This window comes from Polynucleobacter sp. UB-Raua-W9 (assembly GCF_018687435.1).
GTDB lineage: Bacteria > Pseudomonadota > Gammaproteobacteria > Burkholderiales > Burkholderiaceae > Polynucleobacter.
Genome location: NZ_CP061290.1, coordinates 683,247 through 709,822 on the forward strand (window position 1 = coordinate 683,247; position 26,576 = coordinate 709,822).

Here is a 26,576-nt window from a genome sequence, read left to right on the forward strand (position 1 = left end):
GGGGGATTTGTGAGCCCTCGATTGCTTACAATGGAGGGATGTACACATTTATCACGATTAGAGGTTTTCGCAATATTGCGGGATCTGCAATATTGGCACTTCTCTCACATGCTTATCCTGTATTTGCCGAGGCTATAGCATCAACCGAACCAAAAGTCGCCATCATCTTAAATTCTGGCGCTGCCTCAGTCAGTTTGATTGATATGCAAAGTCGCCAAGTGATGAAAACGATGACGGTTGGTAAGGAACCTCATCACTTGATGATGACCCCCGATCAAAAAACATTATTGGTTGCCAATGCAGCCGGTAATGATGTTGTATTAATGAACCCAAGCACTGGTGAGTTAACAGGCAGAATACCGAACATCATTGATCCTTACCAAATTGGCTATTCACCAAATCACAAATGGTTTGTGGCAAATGGCAATCGCTTAGACCGTGTGGATATTTATGCTGCTAATGGCGCTGATCTGAAATTGGCTGGAACGGTGAAGTTAGCAAAGACACCAAGTCACATTGCATTCACCTCGGATAGCAAAATTGCATTTATCACCTTGCAAGATTCCAGCGAGCTTGCAGCAATCGATTTGGAAACCCAAAAAATTCTTTGGGTGATGCCTACAGGTAAGGTGCCTGCTGGCCTGTGGATGACCCCTGGAGATCAGTATTTATTGGTTGGTATTACTGGTGAAGATAATGTGCAAGTAATTGATTGGAAGAATCGCAAGGAGGTCAAGCGCATCCTGACGGGTAAGGGCGCCCATAACTTCCGTCCCTTAGGCGATAAAAAGCAGGTATTTGTGAGCAACCGTATTGCATCCACTATCAGCCTCATCAATATGCAAACTTTGGAGAAGGTGGGTGATATTACTGGCCTGCCATCTGGTCCAGATGATATGGAAATCACCCCTGATGGTAAAACTTTATGGGTCACCTTTCGTTTTTCTAAAAAGGTTGGTGTGATTGATATTCCCTCTATGAAATTATTGACCGTGATTCCGGTGGGCAAATCACCACACGGCGTATTTTTCTATCCTAGAGCATCCTGGGAATAAGTTTTCATCATGAAGTGCAAACAAATGATTTATTTAACAGCCGCCTTCATACTCGGCTGTTTTGCATTTGGCGCACACGCTCAAACTGCAAGTTGTAATAAAACGGTTTACCTCACGTTTGATACTGGCAATATGTCGGTCGCTGAAAAAGTTGCTGAAACTCTGAAGCGACACAATGTCAAAGCTACCTTTTTCCTTTCTAATGAAAAAACTTTCCGAGGTGACTTTGCTTTAGACGATTCATGGAGAGCCTATTGGCAGGAGCGGCTTAAAGAGGGCCATCACTTCGGTAGCCACACTTATGACCATACTTATTTTGTCAAAGATGGACCCAAAGGGCAGGTCTTTGAGAGGCCTCAATTTGGACCAAAAGCAGGAGAGACTATTCTGTATAACGAAGCGGCAATGTGTAAAGAGATTCGTAAGGTAGATCAGCGCTTCCAGGAATTAACCAGCCAGCCTTTGCAAAAGATCTGGCGTGCCCCGGGTGGAAAAACTTCACCGACATTAATTCGGATGGGGGATATGTGTGGCTATGAACACATTGGCTGGGCGCCGGCAGGTTTTCTGGGGGATGAACTCAACTCCGATAAGCATCCTAATGACCAACTTCTAGAAAAGGCTAGTCGCGATATTAAAGACGGCGATATTGCGATGGCTCACCTGGGTATCTGGTCCAGAAAGGATCCTTGGGCGCCTGCTGTATTGGAGCAATTGATCGTCAACCTCAAAGCTCGTGGATTCTGCTTTGCTACTTTGCCCAAGGCGCACAAAAATTTGGCAGATCAGTCAAAATAAGACATGGATTTAAGTTCAATCACTTCAGCAATCTCTAGCGCTTACGGCAGCGTCCAGGAGTTTTTGTTTGCCAATATTGTTGGACCACTTTTGTACCAATTCGATTTGATGTCTTGGGCGGAAGATGTATTTGATGGTATCGATTGGTTTTTATTTGGCTGCATACAGATTTTCTTGATTATTGTTGTGCTCAGAACTTGGGAGCGTATTGCGCCCGCCGAGAAGCAAGAGCGTTTTGCTAAGGCTAGTAGGGCGGATGTGGTCTATACCTTGTTCCATCGTCTTGGTATTTTTCATGGCCTGATCTTTATTGCGCTGTCAGGATTCTTCTTTGAGATTGACTCTGTCTTGCACGATTTCCGCTTTGATCGTTTTAATGTGGAGTCTTGGTGGCCCGGGGTGACCTCAATACCCGTGGTCAGTTTCTTGGTTTATTTGGTGCTGCTCGACTTCGTAGAGTATCTCTATCACCGCGCATCCCATGCGTTTAATTGGTGGTGGCAGTTGCATGCGCTGCACCACAGTCAAACGGTCATGACTGCTTGGTCTGATAATCGTAATCACATACTAGATGACAGCATGCGTGCTGTAGTAATGGCACTATTTGCTCTTCTATTTGGAGTTTCCCCAGGACAATTCATCATCTTGATTGCATTGAGTCAATTTATTCAGAGTTGGCAGCATGCCAATATCAAAGTCCACTTGGGTAAGGCGCAATATCTTTTGATATCGCCGATGTTTCATCGTATGCACCATGCAGTGGGCTATGGCCATGAAGCGATCGGTAAACCTGGTGTGCTTGGAGGTTGTAATTTTGGTATTTTGTTTCCTTGGTGGGATATGTTGTTTAAAACTGCTATCTTCCCGAAAGAGGTCTATCCTACAGGGGTCAGATACTTGGAGGTATCGCAAAATATTCTGACCCAGCAATGGCAAGGTCTTACGCGCTCAGTTAAAGAGCTCATGCCAAAGTAAATCAATGAAGTCAGGCATGCGAAGAAGCATGCAATAGGAGTTTTATGGTTGGACTGCCGCAAGTATTTAAATCATTTGGATTGGCTCTAGTGGGGACGATGCATCCAAGGACGTTGTGGCTTAGCTTGCGACCATTCTTCATCGTATCGATTCTCTGGGGTTGCCTTATTTGGCTGACGTGGACTCCAGCGCTAGCCATACTTAGCGAGTTTCTGACTCACTCCCTGTTTACGAATTGGATTCAAGAAGGTTTGATCTGGGCTGGTTTTGAAAACGCTAGAGCATGGATTGCCCCGTTATTTTTTGTGATGCTCATTATTCCGCTAATCACGATTAGCTTATTGGTACTGATTGCATTTTCAACTGTACCCACCATCGTAAAGATGGTAGTCAGGCAAGCGCACTACCAAGATTTAGTGTGCAAGCGGGGCGGCGGTTTATTTGGTGGCATGGTTTACACCTTGTGGTCAGCGCTCATTTGCCTTGCTTTAATCATGCTGACATTGCCGGTGTGGTGGGTGCCTCCATTAGTAGCAGTGTTACCGCCACTTCTTTGGGGGTGGTTAACCATGCGTCTCATGTCGTATGACGTCTTGGCCAAACACGCGAGCATTGAAGAACGTGATCAGCTATTGGAAAAATATCGTTGGCCATTACTCACGATGGGTATTGTTTCTGGGATGCTTGGTGCTGTTCCTACCTTTTTCTGGGCTACATCTGCATTAGCCTTAGTTCTATTCCCAATTGTGAGCTTTATTGCTCTTTGGATTTATTCTTTGATCTTTGTGTTTGCCGGCCTTTGGTTCAGCCATTTCTTATTAGATGCCTTAAAAGAGTTACGACAAGAAGAATTGGATCAAGCCTTAACAGTGCAAGCGCATGTAGTGGATATGGAACTTCCCTATCATGGCCAATGAGATGGTTGATGAAATGAAAAAAGTGGAAATAGATCTAGCAAAAGATGCGCCAACTGGGGCACAACGTCGCTTTGGCTTAATTGTGATTGGTGATGAGATTCTCTCTGGCCGTCGTCAAGATAAACATATGGCGACCTTGATTGAGCTTCTCAATGAGCGCGGCTTAAGCTTGGCATGGGCAAAATATGTCGCCGATGATCCTGAGCAAATTACTGCAACACTCAAAGAAAGTTTTGCCAGTGGCGATGTGGTGTTTAGTACCGGCGGTATTGGTGCAACACCGGATGATCACACACGTCAATGCGCTGCATTAGCGCTCGGCACTACAACGCAATTGCATCCCACTGCACAAGAGTTGATAGCAGGCCGTATTCAGTCTATGGCAGAAGGCGATCCCATCAAAGCAGATTTAAATACACCTGAGAACCAACATCGTTTCAAAATGGGTGAGTTTCCGATTGGTAGCGACATCATTCCTAATCCTTATAACCAGATTCCAGGTTTCCGAATTAAAGAGCATCACTTTGTTCCTGGCTTTCCGGTGATGGCTGCACCGATGATGGCGTGGTGTTTGGATTCACACTACAAAGATCTTTTTCATCAAGAGAACTGGGCAGAGCAGAGTTTCATTGTTCCTAAGGGCATTGAATCAACCTTAACACCCTTAATGGAGCGTATAGAGGCCAATTTCCCGGGGGTAAAGGTCTTTAGCCTTCCTTCGGTTGGAGACCCTAGCAAGGGCGGTGTTTATGCCCAGCGCCACATTGAGTTAGGCATTAAAGGTAATGCCAATCTGCTAGAAAGCGCCTGGATCGCTCTCAGGACGGGCACCCAAGCGCTCGGTTACGACATCCACGATATCAGTTGAGTATCAACCATTTATAATTGCACCAAATAAGTGCATTTAGGGGGTTTTTACACTCTTGAATAGGAAATTGAGCACTTAATTAGTGCAATAATAAGTGTTCCCATTTGTTTGCTTCAGTAAATTACATACATCCATTAGGCATGTTTGATGCCTGGAATAAACAAGGGTGTATGCCTTGATTTTGAATTCCGAATTTAGTTAATAGAGGAGATTTGCATGACGAAGACCGTCGCTGATGTGATGAAGTTAGTTAAAGAGAAAGAATGTACTTTCGTTGATTTCCGCTTTGTGGATACAAAGGGTAAAGAACAACACACGACTGTACCTATTTCTGCTTTTGACGAAGATAAATTTGAGAGCGGTCATGCATTTGACGGTTCTTCTATTGCTGGCTGGAAGGGTATTGAAGCTTCTGACATGTTGCTCAAACCAGATCCAACCGCTGCTTACATCGACCCATTCTATGAAGAGCCAACATTGGTGTTGACTTGCGACGTGATCGAGCCAGCTGACGGTAAAGGTTACGACCGTGACCCACGCTCTATTGCAAAACGCGCTGAGGCGTACTTGAAGAGCACCGGTTTAGGGGATGCTGCTTACTTTGGTCCGGAGCCAGAGTTCTTTATTTTTGATGGCGTTCGTTGGGGTGCCGACATGCAGGGTTGCTTCGTGAAGATTGATTCCGAAGAGGCTCCATGGTCTTCTGCTCTTGAAGTTGAAGGTGGTAATACAGGTCACCGTCCAGGTAAAAAAGGCGGTTACTTCCCAGTTGCTCCTGTAGATACATTCCAAGACATGCGCTCTGAGATGTGTTTGATTCTTGAATCTTTGGGTATTCCAGTGGAAGTTCATCACCATGAGGTTGCTGGCCAAGGTCAAAATGAATTGGGTACCAAGTTCAGCACATTGGTACAACGCGCTGACTGGACTATCTGGCAAAAATATGTTGTTCAAAACGTTGCCCATGCTTATGGCAAAACAGCAACTTTCATGCCTAAGCCAGTAGTTGGTGATAACGGTTCTGGTATGCACGTTCACCAATCTGTTTGGAAGAATGGCGAGAACTTGTTTGCTGGCAATGGTTATGCTGGTTTGTCAGAGTTTGCTCTCTACTACATCGGCGGCATCATCAAGCATGCTAAAGCATTGAACGCGATTACAAACCCAGGTACAAACTCATACAAGCGTTTGGTTCCAGGCTTTGAAGCTCCAGTGAAATTGGCTTACTCAGCACGTAACCGTTCTGCTTCTATCCGTATTCCACACGTTTCAAGTCCTAAGGGCCGTCGTATCGAAACGCGCTTCCCTGATCCATTGGCTAACCCATACTTGGCATTCTCCGCCTTGTTGATGGCTGGTTTGGATGGCGTTCAGAACAAGATTCATCCGGGCGAAGCTGCTGATAAGAACTTGTATGACTTGCCGCCAGAAGAAGATGCAAAGATTCCAACCGTTTGCGCAAGCTTGGAAGAGGCATTGGATGCACTGAAGAAAGATCATGAGTTCTTGACTCGTGGTGGTGTATTTACTGAGTCTATGCTTGATGCCTATATCAATTTGAAGATGGAAGATGTCACACGTTTCCGTATGACAACTCATCCAATCGAATTTGATATGTATTACTCCCTGTAAGCGAAGGAGAGAACTTGAGCGCAGGTCTGTTGCGCAATTCGTTCAAGGGAGCAGCTACGGCTGCTCCTTTTTTTCCGACATTGCTTGATCAGATGCCCAATGCCATCGTGGTATTTGAGGCCGAGAACCAACAATTGATTTATGTGAATCCAGCTGCAGAGTCAGCACTGGACCTCTCCCGTAAATCACTTGAGGGTCAGTCTGTGCATGATTTATTTGGCGGCAATGAAGCATTGAACAAGATGATTTCTGAGGTGAAGCTAGGTCATTTTGTGGCCCAGCGCCAAGAGGTGGTTTTGCATTCGATGCCAGGTAGTATTCATCAGGAATTCATTCAGGCGCACATTGTTGTTGCCGCTCTAGAGGATCCAGATCTTTTGATGATGGAGTGGTTTCCCATCGATCAGCAGTTACGCAGTGAGCGTGATGAGCGCGTCACGCAACAAGTCGAAGCGAATAAGCAATTAATGCGTAATTTGGCGCATGAGATAAAAAATCCATTGGGCGGAATACGTGGGGCAGCTCAATTATTAGAGTTTGAGTTAGCTGAAAAAGGTTTGCGGGAGTACACGCAAGTCATTATTAAAGAGTCTGATCGTTTGCAGACTCTGGTAGATCGACTGCTGGCACCGCATCGTAAGGCTCATGTGATTGAAGCATTCAATGTGCATGAAGCGCTTGAACGGGTGCGCAGTCTCGTGTTGGCAGAGTTCCCTCAGGGCTTAAAGATTATCCGTAACTACGATACTAGTCTGCCTGATGTGATGGGTGATCGTGAGCAGCTTATTCAGGCAACACTCAATATTGTGCACAACGCGGCACAGGCCTTATCTGAAGAGATCAGTGCTGGTATTGCTCAAATTGAATTAAAAACCCGGGTGGCACGTTCTGTCACGATTGCAAAGCAACGCTATAAGTTGGCGATGGATTTACATGTGATTGATAACGGTCCCGGTATTCCAGAAGAAATTATTGAGCGCATTTTCTTTCCCTTGGTCTCTGGGAGAGAAGGGGGTAGCGGCCTGGGTCTGACTTTGGCACAAACCTTCGTTCAGCAGCATCAGGGCTTTATTGCTTGCGATAGCCGCCCTGGACGTACCGATTTCCACATTCAAATACCATACCGTAGGCAGGAGAGAGCATCATGAAACCAATTTGGATCGTCGACGATGACCAATCAATACGCTGGGTTCTAGAAAAAGCCTTGGCGCGAGAGAATATCCCGCACAAGAGCTTCTCTAATCCCAATGATGTGCTTAATGCCCTCGAGAAAGAATCTCCCCAGGTTCTCATCTCCGATATCCGCATGCCTCGTGGTAATGGCTTAGATTTGTTGCAACATGTAAAGGCCAGCCATCCTCATTTGCCCGTCATTATCATGACGGCCTATTCAGATTTGGATTCTGCGGTGTCATCCTTTCAGGGTGGTGCATTTGAGTACCTCACAAAACCCTTTGATGTCGAAAAAGCAGTTGAGTTAATTCATCGTGCAGTGGAGCAGGGAATCCGGAATGATTCTGGCGCTAAAGAGCTGACTGCGTGGAGACAAGATGCTACAGAAATTATTGGCCAAGCACCTGCGATGCAAGAGATCTTCCGTGCGATTGGCCGTTTGGCTCAATCTCATGCAACTGTGCTGATTACTGGTGAGTCTGGTACTGGCAAAGAGCTGGTGGCGCATGCTTTGCATAAGCACAGCCCAAGAGCCAAAGGTCCATTTGTGTCACTGAGTACTTCAGCTGTTCCTAAGGATCTTCTTGAGTCAGAACTCTTTGGTCATGAGCGTGGCGCCTTCCCAGGTGCGCAGACATTACGTCGGGGTCGTTTTGAGCAAGCCGATGGCGGAACTTTATTTTTAGGTGAAATTGGCGACCTGCCGTTTGATTTGCAAACCCGTCTCCTGCGCGTTTTATCTGATGGTCATTTTTATCGTATTGGTGGTCAAGATCCAATTAAAGCAAACGTGCGCATGATCGCCTCTACACATCAAAATTTGGATACTAGGGTGGCCGCAGGATTCTTCCGTGAAGACTTATTGCATCGCTTGAATGTGATTCGCCTGCGCATGCCTTCATTGCGCGAGCGCAGTGAAGATATTCCGATGTTGGCAAGACACTTCATGCTGATCTGCGCTAAATCATTGGCTGTAGAGCCTAAAAAACTTTCTGATGAAGTTTTAAAAGAAATGAGCACAATGCCATTTCCAGGTAATGTTCGTCAATTAGAAAACTTATGCCATTGGCTTACAGTAATGACACCTGCCAATATCATCGGTGTGAGTGATTTACCCGCTGATATCGTTGCTGAAGCAAGCGAGCAGCCAATCATCTTGCATGGTGAATCCTCTCCGACAAACCCGGCTACTGCAAAAATAGCTGCAGGCGATTGGGAAAGTGGGCTTGGACGTCTAGCAGCGAAGATGCTGCAAGATGGCGATAAAGAGGTTTACGATGCGCTATGCTCACGGTTTGAGAAGGCAGTATTGCAAGCAGCCTTAGAGGTAACGCGTGGACGTAGAGTAGAGGCTGCGCAACGCCTTGGCATTGGGCGCAATACGATTACACGTAAATTACAGGAACTGGGGATAGATGACTGATTCAATCCGAATTGCGGCGTGGAATGTGAATTCCCTAAAGGTTCGCCTTCCACACCTACTTCGTTGGTTGCAAGACCAGGAGAAAAAGAATCAGCCGATTGATGCCTTATGCTTGCAAGAACTCAAGCTTACGGATGATAAGTATCCCCACCAAGAGCTGGAAGCAGCCGGCTACCTGAGTATCGCTGCTGGGCAGAAGACTTATAACGGTGTTGCTATCATCGTTCGCAAAGCAGCGCTAGCAGCAATTGCTTCTGACACAACAACGACTTTTCTAAAACCCACCAGAAATATCCCAAACTACCAAGATGAGCAGCAGCGCATATTGGCTGCAACCATTCCGTTTGCAGGCACTAAACCTATTCGATTGGTTTCAGCCTACTTCCCAAACGGGCAGTCACCTGATAGCGATAAGTTCATTTACAAACTGGATTGGTTAAGCAAACTTCAAACCTGGTTAACAGAGGAGTTACAACAAAACCAGCGGCTAGCCCTTTTGGGCGACTTTAATATTGCGCCAGCAGACCAAGATGTGCATGACCCCAAAGCGTGGGAGGGGCAGAATCTGGTTTCGCCACCAGAAAGAAATGCTTTCCAAGATTTAATGAATCTTGGATTACATGACTCCTTCAGGATGTTTGAGCAAGCACCCAAAACTTACAGTTGGTGGGACTATCGCATGATGGGCTTTAGAAGAAATGCCGGTATGCGCATTGACCACATTCTCTTAAGTGAAGCGCTTAAGGAAAAGTGCAGTGCCAGCATAGTCGACAAAGAGCCTAGAGCCTGGGAGCAACCATCGGACCATGCCCCGGTGATTGCCACTATTAAAAAAGCTTAAGGCAAACCTACTTAAGTTAATCTTGCATCCATGATGCCAATTCTGTATTCCTATCGAAGATGTCCGTATGCCATGAGGGCGCGTATGGCATTAAAGTATGCAGGCATAGAACTTGAGCATCGAGAGATTGCCCTAAGAGAAAAGCCGAAATCGATGCTCCTAGCATCATCTAAAGGCACTGTTCCTGTACTGTGTATCGATGGACAAGTCATTGACCAAAGCTTAGACATCATCCATTGGGCATTGGATAAATCGGATCCCGATGGCTGGAAGAATGTTGATGAGAGTATGGCCAACTGCTGGATCGAGAAAAATGACGGCCAGTTCAAAATACTGCTTGATCAATACAAATATCCCAATCGGTACCCAGGGCTTAATCAAGATGAGGTCCTCAACACCACGTTAGAGTTGATGCTTAAACCCATTGAGATTGCATTACAGGCAAATCCATATTTAATGGGTAATAAGCTGTCTTGGGTAGATGTAGCTATTTTTCCATTCATCCGACAGTTTGCTGGCGTCAACCCACCAAGATTTGCAGCGCTGCCACTTACCGCAACAAGGAGGTGGCTTACTCAACATATCGAATCACAGTTATTTCAGTCGGTGATGGAGAAACATCCCACCTGGGTAGATTAGGTAAACTCCAAAGGATTACTAAGCCAAACCACCATGCCGAAGTAGCGCATCAATACTGGGTTCTCTGCCCCGGAATGCTTTAAAGGATTCAGCAGCTGGACGACTTCCACCCACTTCCAGAATCTCCTCTCGGTAACGTGTTCCGGTCTTGGCATCCAGCACGCTGCCAGTTAGCTTGGAGGCTTCCTCGAAGGCTGAGTAGGCATCAGCAGATAAAACCTCGGCCCATTTATAGCTGTAATAACCAGCGGCATAGCCACCAGCAAAGATATGGCTGAAAGAATTAATCCAGCGAGAGATTTCTGGCTGCGGAATGATGTTGTACTCATCAGCAATAGACCTAGAAACATCAAGTGCTGCATGCCCCTTGGCTGCTTTTGTATCAAAGCTGGAATGTAATCGCCAGTCTGTTAAGGACATCACAATTTGACGTAAGGTTGCTAAACCATTTTGGAAATTCTTGGCAGCGAGGATTTTGTCAAAGAGCTCACGTGGTAGTGGCTTGCCTGTTTGTGCATGCGCAGTCATTTTCTCGAGCACTTCCCATTCCCAGCAGAAGTTTTCCATAAACTGACTTGGTAATTCCACAGCATCCCACTCAACCCCATTGATGCCTGATACACCTAGGGCACTCACTTGTGTCAGGAGGTGATGCAAACCATGACCACTTTCATGGAAGAGGGTAATGACATCATCATGAGTAATGGTCGGTTGGCGTAATACGCCATCCACTTTGACTGGTGGCGCAAAGTTACATACCAAATAAGCTACTGGTATCTGGATTTCTCCATTGGGCAATTCTCTGCGTCCACGAGCGTCATCCATCCAGGCTCCGCCACGTTTACCAGGCCGAGCATAGGGATCTAAATAAAAGTAAGCCCGGATCTTTCCAGTCTGGTCTTTAACAGCAAAGGATTGCACGTCAGCATGCCAGGTTGGTAGGTCTGTGGCTTCAATCTTGACGTTAAACAATGTCTGAATAACTTGGAATAAACCATCTAGGACTTTTGGTAATGGGAAGTATTGCTTAAGTTCATTCTCGGAGAATGAATAACGCGCTTGCTTTAGGTGTTCAGCAGCAAATGGAATATCCCAAGGCTCTAGCCCATCTGCGAATCCTAATTCTGCTTTAGCAAACTCACAAAGTTCTTGCCAATCTTTCTGAGCAAAAGGTTTTGATTTGATGGCAAAGTTGGTTAGAAAGAGATCTACCTCATCAACTGTATTGGCCATCTTTGGCGCCAAACTTAAGGCTGCGTAATTTGCAAACCCCAGCATGCGCGCCTCTTCATCGCGTAGACGTAATTGATCTAACATGTTCTGCGTGTTATCCCAGTCGAGCTTACCTTTGCCGTATTGCGGCGCTAACTCTGATGAGCGGGTCACATAGGCTTGATACATCAGGCGACGCAGCTCTCGGTTCTCGGAATACTGCATTACTGGATAGTAGGAAGGAAAGTGCAAGGTAAAAGCCCAGCCTTGCAGATCTTTCTGCTGCGCAGTATCTGCCGCTGCAGCGATAGCATCCTCTGGTAGTCCAGCAAGATCAGATTTATCGGTAACTAAATGAACAAAGCCATCGGTCGCATCTAAAACATGATCTGAAAATGCTTTGCCTAGTAAAGCTTGTTCATCTTGGATTGCAGAGAAGCGCGGCTTATCAGCATCGCTCAACTCTGCGCCGCCTAGACGAAAATCCCGTAAAGAATTTTCAATCACTTTCTTCTGAGCACGATTGAGCTTTGCAAAATCAGGACTATTTTTGAGCTCTTTAAATTTCTGATAGAGCGCTAAGTTTTGTCCAAGACTAGAAAAGAATGCAGTGACCTCTGGTAGCATTTCTCCATAGGCGGCTCGCAACTCTGCTGTATCGGCTACGCTATTGAGGTGAGAGATAACGCCCCATGATCTACCCAACGCTTCAGTTGCATCTTCTAAAGGCTCTGCCAGATTGCTCCAGCTTGACGGCGTCTTGGGATCGGTCGCAGTATTTACAGCATTCTGCGCATGCTGGAGCAAAAACTGAATGGCAGGTGCGATGTGCTCTGGTTTTACTTCCGAGTAGGCGGCAATGCCACGACCAAAAGTCAGAAGCGGGTTATTCTGTAATGCGGCGGGTAGGGTAAAGAGGGCTGTAGTCATACCCTCTAGCTTAATGGATCTAAGGCCTGGCTGCTTTTTCTGCTGCTTCTAAAGTGTTCATGAGGAGCATGGTGATCGTCATTGGGCCAACACCGCCCGGTACAGGGGTAATCCAGCCGGCGATATATTTAGCGGCATCAAAATCCACATCCCCGCAGAGTTTGCCATCCGGCATGCGGTTGATGCCTACATCGATCACAACAGCGCCGGTTTTCACCATATCACCAGAAATCATCTTGGGTTTGCCAGTAGCAACTACTAGGATGTCAGCATCTTTGGTATGGTGGGCTAGGTCACGAGTCTTGCTATTACAAATAGTGACTGTGGCACCAGCTTGCAGCAGCAACATAGCCATTGGCTTGCCCACAATATTAGAGGCGCCAACGATCACTGCGCGAGCACCGCGAATCGGGTAATCAATGCTTTCTAAAATCTTCATGCAACCGTAGGGGGTACAGGGCTTAAATTCTGGTTGGCCAACCATTAAGGCGCCAGCATTGGCCACATGAAAACCATCCACATCTTTTTGAGGGGCAATCGCCTCAAGCACACGCTCAGCAGCAATATGTTCTGGTAGCGGCAATTGCACCAAGATCCCATGAATTGATGGATCAGCATTGAGGGTGGCAATGCGAGCAAGCAATTCTTCTTCGCCAAGCTCAACTGAGTAACGCTCTAGTACAGAGTGAAAGCCAACATCCTCACAGGCTTTGACTTTATTGCGAACATAGACTTGGCTGGCAGGATTTTCACCAACGACGATGACTGCTAAGCCAGGACGAACTCCTTTAGCCGTAACAATAGCGCCACGGGCGGCTATTTCAGCACGTATTTTTTTGGAGAGCGCGTTACCGTCTAGTAATTGTGCAGGCATTTCAAGAGTATTAATTGGATTAACTGCGGGTTAATTGGGTTGAGGATCAGATAAGGCTAAACGGAGCAAGTCCGCTACGGTATTGACGTTCAGCTTTTCCATAATGTTGGCACGGTGCGCCTCAACAGTCTTAATAGAGATACCAAGATCATCTGCTATTTGCTTATTTAAACGTCCGGCAACAATACGCTCTAATACTTGGCGCTCGCGACCAGTAAGTTTGCTCAGCAAGCTCTGGGTAATTTTGCGTTGACTTGCTTGTGAGTAATCCACTCTTGCTTTAGCAAGCATGCGATCAACTAAGCCACAGAGATCATTCTCTTTAAATGGCTTCTCAATAAAATCAACGGCGCCACGTTTCATGGTGGAGACTGCCATCGATACATCTCCATGACCCGTAATAAATGCCACTGGCATTGGGAGGTTTTCGCTAATCAAACGCTCTTGTAATTCGAGACCAGACATACCAGGCATGCGAACATCCAAAATAGCGCAAGAGATGGTGGACTTATCTGTGCTTTGTAGGGATTGTAAAAAGCGCTCCGCACTTGCATGGCAACGCACTACATAACCATTGCTCTCTAAGAGCCAAGTGAGAGAGTCTCGAACAGCTTCATCATCATCAACGACATAGACGACTTCAGCTTGGTTTGGTTTAGTAGCAGCTACGTTCATATTGGGTCTCGCAAGGTAAACCTAAAAATAGGATATTCATCCATTTTCCTTCGAATCAGAAGATTCAAGGGGTAGAAGTATTGTAAAGGTGCAGCCGGCCAGTTTGGTGCGTTCGGAGTCCATGACATTGGAGGCCCAGAGGCGTCCGTGATGGGATTCAATAATGGAGCGGCAAATATTGAGCCCCATGCCCATTCCATCGGTCTTAGTGCTAAAAAACGGCTCAAACATGCGGTTTAGGACTGATTCAGCAATGCCACCCCCAGAATCAGTCACCCGAATGCGTAGCATGGCTGGAAAAGTGTTGGTATCCAAATCGGCACTAATGCTAACTGGCGGTGCTGACCAGCGGGAGGAGAGGGGGTAGGCTTCTCGTACGCTATCTAGGGCATTTTTGAGGAGATTGACCAGAACCTGCAGGATGAGCACTGGATCCACGTTGACCTCGGGCAAATTGTCTGCAAGGTCAGAGGTAATGCTTAAGCGATGGCGATGGGCTTCAATTTCAACAAGGCCAACAGCGTCGTTAATGATCTCGGCGATTGACGAGGATTTGCGCTGAGGCTCACTGCGTTTTACAAAGCCTCGAATGCGTTGGATGATGGTGCCAGCACGGTGAGCCTGATCAGAGGCTTTTTCAAGGGCAGGCAAAATTTCTTTGTTTAATTCTGGATCAATGTTTCCGTCCAGACGTTTTGCAACGCCCATACAGTAATTAGAGATTGCAGCGAGCGGTTGATTTAATTCATGCGCAAGAGAGGAGGCCATCTCACCCATAGTAGTCAAGCGACTTGTAAATTGCATGCGCTCTTCTTGTTGGCGCGCTAGGTCATCTGCCTCTTTGCGGATCGTAATATCCGTTGCAATTAAGAGTTGGGCTAAGTGGCCATCCACCCAAGGAATAAAGCGGCGACGAACCTCAAACCATTTATTGCTACCATCGTCCAGTTGAATTTCTTCTGACTCAGACTCTTGGTATAAAAAGGAGGTCGGAATGCCTGGAGGGGAGTCTTGTAAATCTTCTGCAACATCGTGCAAGGTCTCCAAGTTATTGGTACTGCCAGCCAGCTTAAAGTGGCCCTTGGAATCATCGCCAAAGTTTTCTTTATAGAAGCGATTAGCAAATAATAGCTTGTCGTTTTCCAGGTCAACCACAGACACTGCAGCATCCAGGCCTTCCAGCACGGTAACAAATCGCTCTTGTGATGCGGCCAATTCTTCGCGAATCTTTTTTGGCTCAGAGATATCAATTAAGGAGGTAACCCAACCGGTTTGTTTGCCCTTTTCATTAATGAGCGGAGCAATAAAGGTGCGAGTCTGTATCAGTGTACCGTCGCGGCGCAGAATGGCCCCCTCGATCCCTGCTTTCGATCCCGTTTCTGAATTCAAAGCCCGATTCATTTTCTCGACTAGTTCATCACGCCTGGAGTCCGGCCAGAAGGGGAATGGAGGCGTTAGTCCAACAAGCTCTTTTGCTGACCAGCCTGTCATTTCGCAAAAAGCTCGGTTCACATAAGTGATGCGCTTTTGCATATCGTGTGCTCGAATACCAACTGGAGTCGAATTCTCCATGGCGTTTCGGAAACTGGTTTCAGTACGTAAACTTGCTTCCGCCTCTTGGCGAACTTGCATTTGTTTTAGAACAGACCACAAGCTCCAAATCACGAAGGCGCACAATCCAAGGACCACACCAATCAACATCCTGAAGGTGAGATTGGTAGGAGGAGGGTAGGTGTCAATGCGCAAAGTCAGGTTGGGACTGAGAACACCAATGTCAAGACTAGTCTGATTACTAAAGGCTCTCTTGGGCGTATCTTGGTCCGATGAAATTGCCAATACTCTTTCATTGTCTGTTACGAGGGTAAAGCGGTAATGGGCTTTGAGTTCTGCTGGCACTACATCTAAGATGCCCTGGGTTGTGTAAAGCGCCGCCAGATATCCGGTGATGTCACCACTGACAATATTAGGAACTACTTGCCAAAAAACGATCTTTCTTTCTTTTGCAAGAGGATCATCGCTTGGCAAATTTAAGTTTACAAACTGGCTAAAGGCAGCCCTGCTGGTGACTCTACTTAATTCAATGGTGCTGGCAAGTGCATCATTGGCCGACTGATCATTTTGTGTTTTGCTAATCCAGTCGGATTTGGTATTGCTTGGTGGAACAGACCATTGCCCCTGATTTTGATTATTGACCCAAATGATTTTGACAATCTCATGATTGTTGATGACTAAGTCATCAGCCTGCTCATAAGCAATTTTTTTTAATCTAGCCTGGTCTTCGCTGGCAGTAATTTCGCGGTTAATAGTGACTAGAGTATCTAAATTATTTGCAAAGCGAAGTTGAATGCGCTGTTTGGCAAATGAGAGCTCTCTAAATAATGCGGACTCTTGTTGATTTTTTTCCTGTAAGTGCAAGGTGCCCAAAATCACGCCCATGACTGCGGTGAATAGGATGATGGCCAAGAGAGGGGTGTATACGAGCCTAAATCCCCGGATTTTTCGGAGCCATTTAAATGGACTGAGGAGTAAGCTAAAAAAAGCCGTAAATTTCATGAATGAGAGTCATTTTGCCTCATTGCGCTCTCCAAATCGCTTTTTTGCATATAAATCAACATCTTATTTGCACTGCAATAAAATACCACATTATGAGAAATATTATCATTATGTGGAAAATTGCTTGTTTACACCCATATACCTTCCTAGAATGTTGCCTATAAAGTGAATAGCTAATTGCGAAGTACTTATTGGAGACAAGTTATGGCCGCAGTTCCAGAGCAGGTATTAGGTAAACAGAATTCACAGGACGTAGATCCTGGTGAGACCCAAGAATGGTTGCAAGCCCTTGATGGCGTCATCCACAACGAGGGCCCAGAGCGCGCTGCCTTTTTAATAGACCAACAAATTTCTCATGCGCGGGTGAACGGAGTAGTTCAACCTTTCCATGCTGAGACACCGTATATCAATACGATTCCAGTTGAAGGCCAGGCACGTTTGCCTGGTGATCAGAATGTCGAGCATCGCATTCGTTCATATACACGCTGGAATGCAATGGCGATGGTTCTGCGCGCCAACAAGGACACCAACGTTGGTGGACATATTTCTTCTTTCCAGTCGGCGGCAACTTTATACGACGTAGGTTTCAATCATTTTTGGCATGCGCCATCACCAGAGCATGGCGGCGACCTGATTTTTGTGCAAGGCCACTCAGCACCAGGTGTGTATGCACGTGCTTATATGTTGGGCCGTCTCTCTGATGAGCAACTGAATAACTTCCGCCAAGAAGTTGGTGGAAAAGGGATTTCTAGTTACCCACATCCATGGTTGATGCCAGATTTTTGGCAGTTCCCAACAGTCTCTATGGGCTTAGGTCCAATCATGGCGATTTACCAAGCGCGCTTCATGCGCTACATGCAGGATCGCGGTTTTATTAAGAGCGAAGGTCGTAAGGTATGGGCGTTCTTGGGTGATGGCGAAACTGACGAGCCGGAGTCATTGGGTGCAATTGGTATGGCAGGCCGTGAAAAACTCGACAACCTGATTTTTGTAATTAACTGTAACTTGCAACGCCTTGATGGACCAGTGCGCGGTAACGGCAGCATTATTCAAGAGCTTGAGAGCGAGTTCCGCGGTGCTGGCTGGAATGTCATCAAAGTAGTCTGGGGCGGTCAGTGGGATGCCTTATTTGCGCGTGACAAAAAAGGCATTTTGATGCAACGCCTAGGCGAGATCGTAGATGGTCAGTATCAGACCATGAAGTCTAAGAATGGTGCCTACGTTCGCGAGATCGTGTTCAACACGCCAGAATTAAAAGCGCTAGTAAGCGACTGGAGTGATGATGAAATTTGGCAACTCAATCGTGGCGGCCATGACCCCCATAAAGTTTATGCAGCGTTCCACTCTGCGGTAAATCATAAGAATCAACCTACCGTAATCCTGGCTCACACTATTAAGGGCTATGGCATGGGTGGTTCTGGTGAGGCGATGAATATTGCTCACCAAGCGAAGAAGATGAACGATGACGACGTGCGTCGTTTCCGCGATCGGTTTGAGATTCCAGTAAAAGATGAGGATCTCGATGACATGCCTTTGGTGAAGTTTGCTGATGGCAGCCCTGAGCTGGAGTACATGAAGGCTCGTCGCCAAGAGTTGGGCGGTTATTTGCCACAGCGTCGCACTAAAGCAGAAAGCTTGCCTGTGCCAGCATTGGACGTATTTGCGCCTTTGCTGGAAGCAACTGCAGAAGGCCGTGAGATTTCGACAACGATGGCATTTGTGCGCATGCTCAACACGATTGTGCGCGATAAGGTTTTAGGTAAACGGGTTGTTCCAATCGTTCCTGATGAGTCCCGTACCTTCGGTATGGAGGGTATGTTCCGTCAGTTGGGCATTTGGAATCAGTTGGGACAGCTTTACACCCCGGAAGATCATGATCAATTGATGTTCTATAAAGAGGACAAGACTGGTCAGATTTTGCAAGAGGGCATTAATGAAGCCGGGGGTATGTGTGACTGGATTGCTGCTGCAACTTCTTACTCCACTCATGGCGTGCCGATGTTGCCTTTCTACATCTTCTACTCAATGTTTGGTTTCCAACGTATTGGCGACTTGGCCTGGGCGGCAGGGGATATGCGCAGCCGTGGCTTCTTGCTCGGTGGTACTGCTGGAAGAACCACGCTGAATGGTGAGGGCTTGCAACACGAGGATGGCCACAGCCACCTTTGGAGTGGATCTGTTCCAAACTGTATTAGCTATGATCCAACGTTCTCGTTTGAATTGGCAGTAGTGATTCAGGATGGTATGCGCCGTATGTTGGAAGTTCAGGAAGACGTGTATTACTACGTGACTTTGATGAACGAGAACTACACCCATCCAGCAATGCCAAAGGGCGCTGAGAAGGACATCATTAAGGGCATGTATAAGCTTAAGTCTGTTGGTGATGTTAAGGCTAAGTTGCGTGTTCAGCTTCTCGGCTCAGGAACCATCTTCCGCGAAGTGATTGAAGCTGCAGAAATGCTACAAAAAGATTGGGGTGTTGCTTCTGATTTGTGGGGCTGCCCAAGCTTTACTGAATTGGGTCGTGATTGGAATGCTGTTCACCGCGCCAACCTCTTAAACCCAACAGCAACGCCATCACTTTCTCACGTAGAAAAGTGCTTGAAAGATACTTCAGGCCCGATCATTGCAGCTACTGACTATGTTCGTTTGTTTGCTGAGCAGATTCGTCCAGCGATTCAGCACATCGGGCGTCGCTATGAGGTATTGGGGACTGATGGATTTGGCCGTTCTGATACCCGTGAAAAACTCCGTGACTTCTTTGAGGTAGATCGCCGCTGGGTAGTAGTTACTGCCTTGAGATCTTTGGTAGATGCAGGCCAGATGGATCGTCAAAAACTTGCTGAGGCCATTAAAAAGTATGGCATCGATACTACTAAACCAAACCCGATGACGGTTTAAGCGAGATTAATTCATGAGTCAAATAATCGACATTAAAGTCCCAGACATTGGCGACTATAAAGATGTGCCAGTCATCGAGGTCTTAGTCAAAGCAGGCGACAAGGTTGAAAAAGAACAATCAATTGTTGTTCTTGAGTCTGACAAAGCAACCATGGATGTTCCTTCATCACACTCCGGTGTTGTAAAGGAAGTCAAAGTGAAGATTGGTGACAATCTTTCTCAAGGCTCAATAGTGATCACCTTGGAAGAAGGTGCAGCTACTGCGGTTCCAGCAGCCCAGGCCAGTCCTGCAACGGTTCCAGCAGCGACATCCTCAAGTTCGGGCGGCACTCTAATCGACATTAAAGTCCCAGACATTGGCGACTATAAAGATGTGCCAGTCATCGAGGTCTTAGTCAAAGCAGGCGACAAGGTTGAAAAAGAACAATCAATTGTTGTTCTTGAGTCTGACAAAGCAACCATGGATGTTCCTTCATCACACTCCGGTGTTGTAAAGGAAGTCAAAGTGAAGATTGGTGACAATCTTTCTGAAGGATCGCTTGTGCTGATTCTGGAAAGCGGATCTTCTGGGGCAGCAGCACCAGTAGTTGCGGCGGCACCGGTACCAGCAAGTAAGCCGGCTGCAGTGGAGCCTCCAATTGCACGTGCTCCAGCGCCTCCTCCAGTGATCAATACGGCCCCAGCGGTAGACCCAACACTGAGTCATGCAAGCCCATCAGTGCGTAAATTTGCGCGTGAACTCGGTGTCACGATCAACCAGGTTAAAGGATCTGGTCTGAAAGGTCGTATTACTCAGGAGGATGTACAAGCATTTGTTAAAGCGGCAATGAGTGGTGGTGCTGGTAGTCCAGCAGTAGCCTCAAGTGGCGGCAGCTTAGGTGGCCTCAACTTGATTCCTTGGCCAAAAGTTGATTTCACGAAGTTTGGTGAGATTGAGCGTCAGCCACTGAATCGTATTAAGAAAATGACTGCCGCCAATCTTGGCCGTAACTGGGTCATGATTCCAGCGGTGACGTATCACGAGGATGCAGATATCACTGACTTAGAGGCATTCCGCGTACAAACGAACAAAGACAATGAGAAGAAGGGCGTCAAGATTACGATGCTCGCATTCCTCATGAAGGCTGCGGTAGCTGCTTTGAAGAAGCACCCAGAGTTCAATAGCTCACTTGATGGCGATGATTTGATTCTCAAGAAATACTTCAATATCGGCTTTGCAGCTGATACGCCAACTGGTCTGGTAGTGCCAGTTATCAAAAATGTGGACAAGAAGGGCATCTTTGAAATCGCTCAGGAAACTTCTGAGTTGGCAGCTTTAGCTCGTGATGGCAAACTGAAGCCAGACCAAATGCAGGGCGCGAGTTTCACGATTTCATCTTTAGGCGGCATTGGTGGAACTTACTTCTCACCCATTGTGAATGCGCCGGAAGTTGCAATTTTAGGTGTGAGCAAAGCTGCTATGAAGCCGGTATGGGATGGTAAACAATTTGTGCCGCGTCTGATCTGCCCATTGTCTCTCTCTGCAGATCACCGCGTGATTGATGGTGCCTTAGCTACGCGTTTCAATTTGTATATCGCGCAACTGTTAGCCGACTTCCGTCGCGCTACTCTGTAAAGGGGTTCTATGGCTAAGCAAATGATCCTCGTTCCAGATATTGGTGACTATTCCGATGTGCCGGTGATTGAAGTGCTGGTAAAGGTTGGTGATGTCGTTGAAAAAGAGCAGCCACTATTAGTGCTCGAATCAGATAAAGCAACCATGGAAGTGCCAGCAGATGCTGCCGGAAAGATTACTAGTATTGCTGTAAAGCTCGGCGATAAAGTGAGCAAGGGTTCTGTTATCGCTGAGATCGAGGCAAGCGCTGCTGCACCTGCTCCAGTAGCAATTACAGCGCCAGCAGTTCCAGCGGCAAAGGCTCCCACTCCCATTGCCGGTCAATACAGCGGCAAAGTGGATCACGAGTGCGAGCTATTGGTGCTTGGCGCTGGCCCTGGTGGCTATAGTGCCGCATTCCGCAGTGCGGATTTGAGTATGAATACTGTTCTCGTAGAGCGTTACGCAACTTTAGGTGGCGTCTGTCTTAACGTAGGCTGTATTCCCTCTAAAGCACTGCTGCATACCACCTCTGTAATGGATGAAGTCAAAACCATGTCTAAGCATGGCATTACTTTTGGTGCGCCAAAGATAGAGATCGATCAATTGCGCGGCTACAAAGATTCGGTGATTGCAAAATTGACTGGCGGTTTAGCTGGTATGGCAAAAGCGCGCAAAGTCAAAACAGTGCGTGGCCTAGGGCGCTTCTTAGATGCTAATCACGTTGAAGTTGAAATCACTAGTGGTGCTGGGCAAGATTTGACAGGCCAAAAAGAAGTAGTGCGTTTTCAGAAAGCGATCATTGCTGCTGGTAGTCAGCCTGTGAAATTACCTTTTTTACCTGAAGACCCACGTATCGTGGATAGTACTGGCGCCTTATTGCTTAAGAGTATTCCAAAACGAATGCTGGTGATTGGTGGCGGCATTATTGGTTTAGAGATGGCCACGGTTTACAGCACTCTTGGCTCACGCATTGATATTGCCGAGATGATGGATGGCCTCATGGCTGGTGCCGACCGTGATCTGGAAAAGGTCTGGGAGAAGTTCAATGCCGGACGTTTTGAAAAGGTCATGCTCAAGACTCGTGCTGCTAAAGCTGAAGTGAAGCCTGATGGCATTCAAGTGACCTTTGAAGGCGAGAATGCGCCTGCAGAACCGCAAACCTATGACTTAGTCTTGGTTGCGGTTGGCCGCACCCCAAATGGCAAGAAGATTGATGCAGGTAAAGCGGGTGTGCAAGTAGATGAGCGTGGCTTTATTCCCGTTGATAAGCAAATGCGCACCAATGTTCAAAATATCTTCGCCATTGGCGATATCGTTGGTCAGCCGATGTTGGCCCACAAAGCTGTGCATGAGGGCCATGTGGCTGCTGAGGCTGCATTCGGTGAAAAGTCTTACTTTGATGCGAAGCAAATCCCATCCGTTGCCTATACTGATCCAGAAGTGGCGTGGGCTGGCTTAACCGAAGAGCAGTGCAAAGCACAAGGTATCGCCTATGAAAAAGGCTTATTCCCCTGGGCTGCTAGTGGACGTGCTATTGCCAATGGGCGCGATGAAGGTTTCACAAAATTGATCTTTGACGCAAGCACTCATCGGATTATTGGAGGCGGTATTGTTGGTACACATGCTGGCGATTTAATTGGCGAGGTTTGCTTAGCGATTGAGATGGGTGCTGATGCTATCGATATGGGTAAGACCATTCATCCGCATCCAACCTTAGGCGAGTCTGTTGGTCTGGCTGCGGAAGCGGTACATGGCCATTGCACCGATCTGCCACCGGTCAAGAAGAAGTCTTAGGTAGATAACTGTCTTAGAAGCTAAAAATATAAAAGCCCCGAGTAATCGGGGCTTTTATATTCAAGAAACTCTTTATTTCTTCTTAGCCGCTTTACTGGCATTTTCAGCGGTTTTCATTACCGTGTCAGTAGCGCTGTTCAGGTTTGTCTGCGCAACATTGACTGCGTGCTTCACAGCCTTTTGGCTAGATTCATAAACATTGTTAGCAGAAGCAATGGCTTGTTTCATTGCTTGAACAGCGGCGTCAGAACCAGCTGGGGCATTCTTAGTCCACTCTTCAACCAATGCATTGATCTTTTGTTGGCCTGCCTGAAATTCTTTTTCAGCAGATTTTGTAAAGTTGTTTTGAGTTTCATGAGCTAGGTCATATAAGTGACGGCTGTAAGCCATGATCTTTTCAGCCATTGGTTGAACCGCTTCTGCTTGATGGGCGAGGAGCTGTTGAATGTCTTTCACTTCCAAAGCTTTCTTAGCGCTGGTCATGCTGTCACTCAAACTTTGTTTGGCAATATGCATATTGAGCTCAACTAATTTTTCAATGCTTTGCAGCGCTTGATTTGTGAGGCTGCTCAACGTTTCTAAATTGGCCTTTTGTGCTGCAGCCAATTGCTCTGGTGTTAGATTCATCTCAATCCCTTTCGTGTAGATTCACGATTTGTTTTTACTCTTGCTGATGGCTCACTCTATTCCTTCTTGTACCATTTTACAGCACTTATATTGCATCGCAGCATAAAGAATCATTTCAGTATGGATATTGAAGGGCAGGGAAGGAAGCCAAAAAAGCCTAAAATCAATGATTCAATCAAAAAGTGACCCATGAAGCTCAGGCTAGATAACGCAATTGCACCTATTTTTGTGCTGATTTGGAGTACTGGATTTGTCATTGCAAGACTTGCGATGCCTTATGTTGAGCCAGCAACGTTCTTGTTTTGGCGCTTTGCAGGTGTTTTGGCAGCCATGGCAGCCTTAAGTCTGATCTGGCGTATTACTTGGCCAAGTTGGTCGCAAATGAAGCATATTGCTATCGCTGGAATCTTGCTTCAATTTGGCTATCTATTGGGCGTGTGGTTTGCTGTCCGCTTAGGTATGACAGCCGGCTTGGTTGCGATCATCGTTGGTTTGCAGCCGATTTTGACTGCTTGGTTTGCAGCCTGGATCTCAGAGAAAGTTTCACCCCGTCAATGGATCGGCTTAGGGTTTGGTTTTGCTGGTGTTGCCTTGGTGGTAATGGAAAAAATTAGCTTTGCTCATATCCCATTTGCTAGCTACGTTTTAGCGTTCATTGCTTTGCTTTCCATTACCTTTGGAACGCTGTATCAGAAAAAATATTGCCCCGTATTTGACTTGCGAGCTGGCTCCTCGATTCAGTTCAGTGTTTCTGCGGTTCTTTGTTTCTTTTGCATGTATTTCTTTGAGACGGGTGTCATGGTCTGGAATGCATCTGTCATCGGGGCCTTGTTGTGGGCCATCTTTCCTCTATCCATTGGCTCAATTAGCTTGTTATTTATGATGATTCGCAAGGGTGCTGCAACCAAGGTAACGAGTTTTCTTTACCTCACGCCTCCAACCACTGCGCTGCTAGCCTGGTTCTTTTTTGATGAGCCGTTTAACGCAATGATGGCCGTAGGGCTTGGTTTGACGATGACGGGGGTCGTTTTGGTAAATGCCCGCCAAGCCAACACGGTAGCGACCATTGCTGAGTAGGGTGCCAGCGAATGTCCAAGTTGGGGCCAATAAATCCATGTCGACTTGTGAAATTAATTATCATTCCGTATGTTGAAAGTTTTGGAAGGTATTTTGGGATGTATTTGAATCGATTTTGGCTCTTTGCCTTCATTGCGGTATTTGCCTGTGGCGCTCTGGTAAATACACCAGTAATTGCTGCCAGCAAGGATAAAGACAAGCAAGTCAAGACTAGTAAAGTAGTGATTAAAACTGCTCGATCACCCAAAAAGCCAAAAACAGTTCGAGTAACGGTGACTCGCTCATCTGAGCCCCTTGTTTCTTCTCATCCATCATTTGCGACAGCGCTTGGTCTCCGCGGCCAACATGACGAGCTGAGCTTGAAGTCGAGCGTAGCGATGGTGGTTAATCAAGATACCAAAGAAGTCTATTTTGAAAAAAATTCTTCTGTCAGTCTGCCAATCGCATCAATCACTAAGTTAATGACAGCTATGGTTGTTTTGGATTCCAGACTACCCCTGGATGAGACGATTGTGATCAATGCGGATGATGTCCGTATCTACCCAAATTCTCGTCTAGCTGGTGGCACAGCTATGACGCGTGAAGAAGCCCTGTTGCTAGCTTTAATGTCCTCTGAGAACCGCGCTGCATATACCTTGGGTAGAAATTATCCGGGCGGTATTTCTGCATTTGTGGATGCCATGAACCGTAAAGCCAGAGATTTAGGAATGGACCATTCGCATTTTGCTGATCCTACTGGCTTGATGAGTGAGAACGTGGCGTCTGCTGAAGATTTAACCCGCATGCTGAACGCTGCCTATCAGTACAAAATGATTCGTGAGTTTTCAACATGGCCCGATTTAACGATGGTGATTGCCAAGCGCCCACAGAAGTTCCTAAACACCAATCGTTTAGTACGATCAGGTGATATGAATATCGGCCTACAAAAGACGGGCTTTATTAATGCAGCAGGTAAGTGCTTGGTTATGCAAGCCAGGGTGAATAACACCCCTCTATTGTTAGTCTTCTTAGATTCTGTTGGTACGCAATCGCGTTTTGCTGATGCGGTACGAGTGCGCGATTGGTATGAGCGTATGCCTTCAGGCGCCCAACCCATTCGCCGCTTAATGTAATCTAGGCAGCTGAGCCAGGATCGCTGGATTTGGGTTTGTAGCCCATCCCTTTAGAAATCTGTAGGGCTGTATCCTGCAAGGCTTTTAACCAATCTGCTTGCATTCGGTCTGTCGGTGAGCTGAGTGATAAACCCGCAACCAATTTACCGGTGTCATCCAAAATTGCGGCGGCTAAACAGCTCACACCCAACTCCAATTCTTCGTCATCGCGCGCATTGCCTTCTTTGCGAACTTGATTCAGAGCAGCTTCTAATTTGGTGAGGTCCGTAATGCTGTTGCGGGTGTGCCCTGATAAGCCGGTGCGGGTGACATAAGCGCGCACTTGGCTAGGGTCATCACTGGATAAAAATAATTTACCTACTGAAGTAAGGTGTAGTGGTGCGCGACCACCAATGGCGCGAACCACTTGCATGCCAGAGCGTTCGCTATAGGCGCGATCGATGTACACAATCTCATCACCTTGGCGTACCGATAGATTAACGGTCTCACCAGTAAGCTTATGCAGTGTACGCATCGGAATTTGCGCAGCCTCACGAACAGAGAGCCGTGCTTTAACTAAGTTACCAAGCTCCAAAAGTTTTAAGCCAAGACGGTAGGTGCCGCCATCACCACGCTCTACTAAACGGCAGGCCACCATATCATTCAGAATACGGTGGGCAGTGGAGGGGTGTAGACCCGTTTGTTCGGCCAAATTCTTGAGGCTGCTTGATTCTTCTTGTTCTGCCAAGGCGTCAAGCAAATTCATCATGCGCTCAACCACCTGGATAGCTGTTTTACCAACTTCCCCAGTGCTTCTGGTGATTTTGACGGTTTTGCTCGTGCTCATGGGGTTTATTGTAGCGATTTCAGATGCGATTGCATATTATGAAATCCTGCTGGAACGATTCCTGAGCGTCAATACTC

The 26,576-nt window shown here is 46.8% G+C and carries 21 protein-coding genes; 15 read left to right on the plus strand and 6 right to left on the minus strand.

Features of this window, described 5'->3' with window-relative positions; all coding sequences use genetic code 11:
* The first annotated feature begins 38 nt into the window (after window positions 1–38).
* The 10 genes from AOC07_RS03535 (at window position 39) to AOC07_RS03580 (ending at window position 10,321) form a co-directional block, all read left to right on the plus strand.
* The gene (locus tag AOC07_RS03535) at window positions 39–1,055 is read left to right on the plus strand and encodes a cytochrome D1 domain-containing protein (protein WP_215294012.1); all 1,017 of its coding nucleotides are present in this window, start codon (window positions 39–41) and stop codon (window positions 1,053–1,055) included.
* Between the two features lie 9 nt (window positions 1,056–1,064).
* A complete protein-coding gene (locus AOC07_RS03540) occupies window positions 1,065–1,853 on the plus strand; it encodes a polysaccharide deacetylase family protein (protein ID WP_215294013.1) in 789 nt (262 codons plus the stop codon).
* Window positions 1,854–1,856: 3 nt separating this feature from the next.
* Complete coding sequence (locus tag AOC07_RS03545) at window positions 1,857–2,828, plus strand: sterol desaturase family protein (RefSeq protein ID WP_215358170.1); 972 nt, start codon at window positions 1,857–1,859, stop codon at window positions 2,826–2,828.
* Between the two features lie 44 nt (window positions 2,829–2,872).
* On the plus strand, window positions 2,873–3,745 hold the full coding sequence (locus tag AOC07_RS03550) for an EI24 domain-containing protein (protein WP_215358171.1): 873 nt from the start codon (window positions 2,873–2,875) through the stop codon (window positions 3,743–3,745).
* A gap of 13 nt (window positions 3,746–3,758) precedes the next feature.
* The gene (locus AOC07_RS03555; protein WP_215358447.1) at window positions 3,759–4,613 is read left to right on the plus strand and encodes a molybdopterin-binding protein; all 855 of its coding nucleotides are present in this window, start codon (window positions 3,759–3,761) and stop codon (window positions 4,611–4,613) included.
* A 216-nt stretch (window positions 4,614–4,829) separates the two neighbouring features.
* Window positions 4,830–6,245 (plus strand): type I glutamate--ammonia ligase, encoded by a 1,416-nt coding sequence (gene glnA / locus AOC07_RS03560; RefSeq protein ID WP_215294016.1) that lies wholly within the window; start codon window positions 4,830–4,832, stop codon window positions 6,243–6,245.
* Between the two features lie 26 nt (window positions 6,246–6,271).
* On the plus strand, window positions 6,272–7,393 hold the full coding sequence (glnL, locus tag AOC07_RS03565) for a nitrogen regulation protein NR(II) (protein WP_371816730.1): 1,122 nt from the start codon (window positions 6,272–6,274) through the stop codon (window positions 7,391–7,393).
* Window positions 7,390–8,841, plus strand: coding sequence for a nitrogen regulation protein NR(I) (gene ntrC / locus AOC07_RS03570; protein ID WP_215294017.1), 1,452 nt, complete (start codon window positions 7,390–7,392; stop codon window positions 8,839–8,841). Before glnL ends, ntrC begins: the two co-directional genes overlap by 4 nt.
* Window positions 8,834–9,682 carry an exodeoxyribonuclease III gene (xth, locus tag AOC07_RS03575; protein WP_215358172.1) on the plus strand — a complete coding sequence of 283 codons (849 nt, stop codon included), beginning with the start codon at window positions 8,834–8,836 and terminating at the stop codon, window positions 9,680–9,682. Before ntrC ends, xth begins: the two co-directional genes overlap by 8 nt.
* 33 nt (window positions 9,683–9,715) lie before the next feature.
* Window positions 9,716–10,321, plus strand: a complete 606-nt coding sequence (locus AOC07_RS03580; protein ID WP_256437857.1) for a glutathione S-transferase — start codon at window positions 9,716–9,718, stop codon at window positions 10,319–10,321.
* Window positions 10,322–10,339: 18 nt separating this feature from the next.
* On the opposite strand, the gene AOC07_RS03585 is transcribed toward AOC07_RS03580, so the two are convergent.
* The 4 genes from AOC07_RS03585 to AOC07_RS03600 are packed head-to-tail and all read right to left on the minus strand — an operon-like array spanning window position 10,340 to window position 16,475.
* Entirely contained in the window at window positions 10,340–12,463 is a 2,124-nt protein-coding gene (locus AOC07_RS03585; protein ID WP_215358174.1) for a M3 family metallopeptidase, read from the minus strand.
* A gap of 19 nt (window positions 12,464–12,482) precedes the next feature.
* Window positions 12,483–13,337 carry a bifunctional methylenetetrahydrofolate dehydrogenase/methenyltetrahydrofolate cyclohydrolase FolD gene (gene folD / locus AOC07_RS03590; protein WP_215294021.1) on the minus strand — a complete coding sequence of 285 codons (855 nt, stop codon included), beginning with the start codon at window positions 13,335–13,337 and terminating at the stop codon, window positions 12,483–12,485.
* Between the two features lie 30 nt (window positions 13,338–13,367).
* Complete coding sequence (locus AOC07_RS03595) at window positions 13,368–14,012, minus strand: response regulator transcription factor (protein WP_215294022.1); 645 nt, start codon at window positions 14,010–14,012, stop codon at window positions 13,368–13,370.
* Between the two features lie 36 nt (window positions 14,013–14,048).
* Complete coding sequence (locus AOC07_RS03600; protein ID WP_251371723.1) at window positions 14,049–16,475, minus strand: PAS domain-containing sensor histidine kinase; 2,427 nt, start codon at window positions 16,473–16,475, stop codon at window positions 14,049–14,051.
* Between the two features lie 294 nt (window positions 16,476–16,769).
* Between AOC07_RS03600 and aceE the strand changes: the two genes are divergently transcribed.
* Genes aceE through lpdA form a run of 3 tightly spaced genes read left to right on the plus strand, consistent with a single transcriptional unit; the run spans window position 16,770 to window position 22,857 of the window.
* Window positions 16,770–19,466 carry a pyruvate dehydrogenase (acetyl-transferring), homodimeric type gene (aceE, locus tag AOC07_RS03605; RefSeq protein WP_215294024.1) on the plus strand — a complete coding sequence of 899 codons (2,697 nt, stop codon included), beginning with the start codon at window positions 16,770–16,772 and terminating at the stop codon, window positions 19,464–19,466.
* A gap of 13 nt (window positions 19,467–19,479) precedes the next feature.
* Window positions 19,480–21,081: a dihydrolipoyllysine-residue acetyltransferase gene (gene aceF / locus AOC07_RS03610; RefSeq protein WP_215358178.1), complete on the plus strand. Its 1,602-nt coding sequence runs from the start codon at window positions 19,480–19,482 to the stop codon at window positions 21,079–21,081.
* Window positions 21,082–21,090: 9 nt separating this feature from the next.
* Entirely contained in the window at window positions 21,091–22,857 is a 1,767-nt protein-coding gene (lpdA, locus tag AOC07_RS03615; protein ID WP_215294026.1) for a dihydrolipoyl dehydrogenase, read from the plus strand.
* Between the two features lie 72 nt (window positions 22,858–22,929).
* Here lpdA and AOC07_RS03620 read toward each other — a convergent pair whose 3' ends face one another.
* Entirely contained in the window at window positions 22,930–23,484 is a 555-nt protein-coding gene (locus tag AOC07_RS03620) for a phasin family protein (protein WP_215358181.1), read from the minus strand.
* 189 nt (window positions 23,485–23,673) lie between these two features.
* Between AOC07_RS03620 and AOC07_RS03625 the strand changes: the two genes are divergently transcribed.
* Together AOC07_RS03625 and AOC07_RS03630 are read left to right on the plus strand one after the other, a co-directional pair.
* On the plus strand, window positions 23,674–24,561 hold the full coding sequence (locus AOC07_RS03625; protein ID WP_215358183.1) for a DMT family transporter: 888 nt from the start codon (window positions 23,674–23,676) through the stop codon (window positions 24,559–24,561).
* Window positions 24,562–24,608: 47 nt separating this feature from the next.
* A complete protein-coding gene (locus AOC07_RS03630; RefSeq protein WP_251369690.1) occupies window positions 24,609–25,673 on the plus strand; it encodes a serine hydrolase in 1,065 nt (354 codons plus the stop codon).
* Between the two features lies 1 nt (window position 25,674).
* On the opposite strand, the gene AOC07_RS03635 is transcribed toward AOC07_RS03630, so the two are convergent.
* A complete protein-coding gene (locus AOC07_RS03635) occupies window positions 25,675–26,499 on the minus strand; it encodes an IclR family transcriptional regulator (protein WP_215358184.1) in 825 nt (274 codons plus the stop codon).
* Window positions 26,500–26,576: the final 77 nt, after the last annotated feature.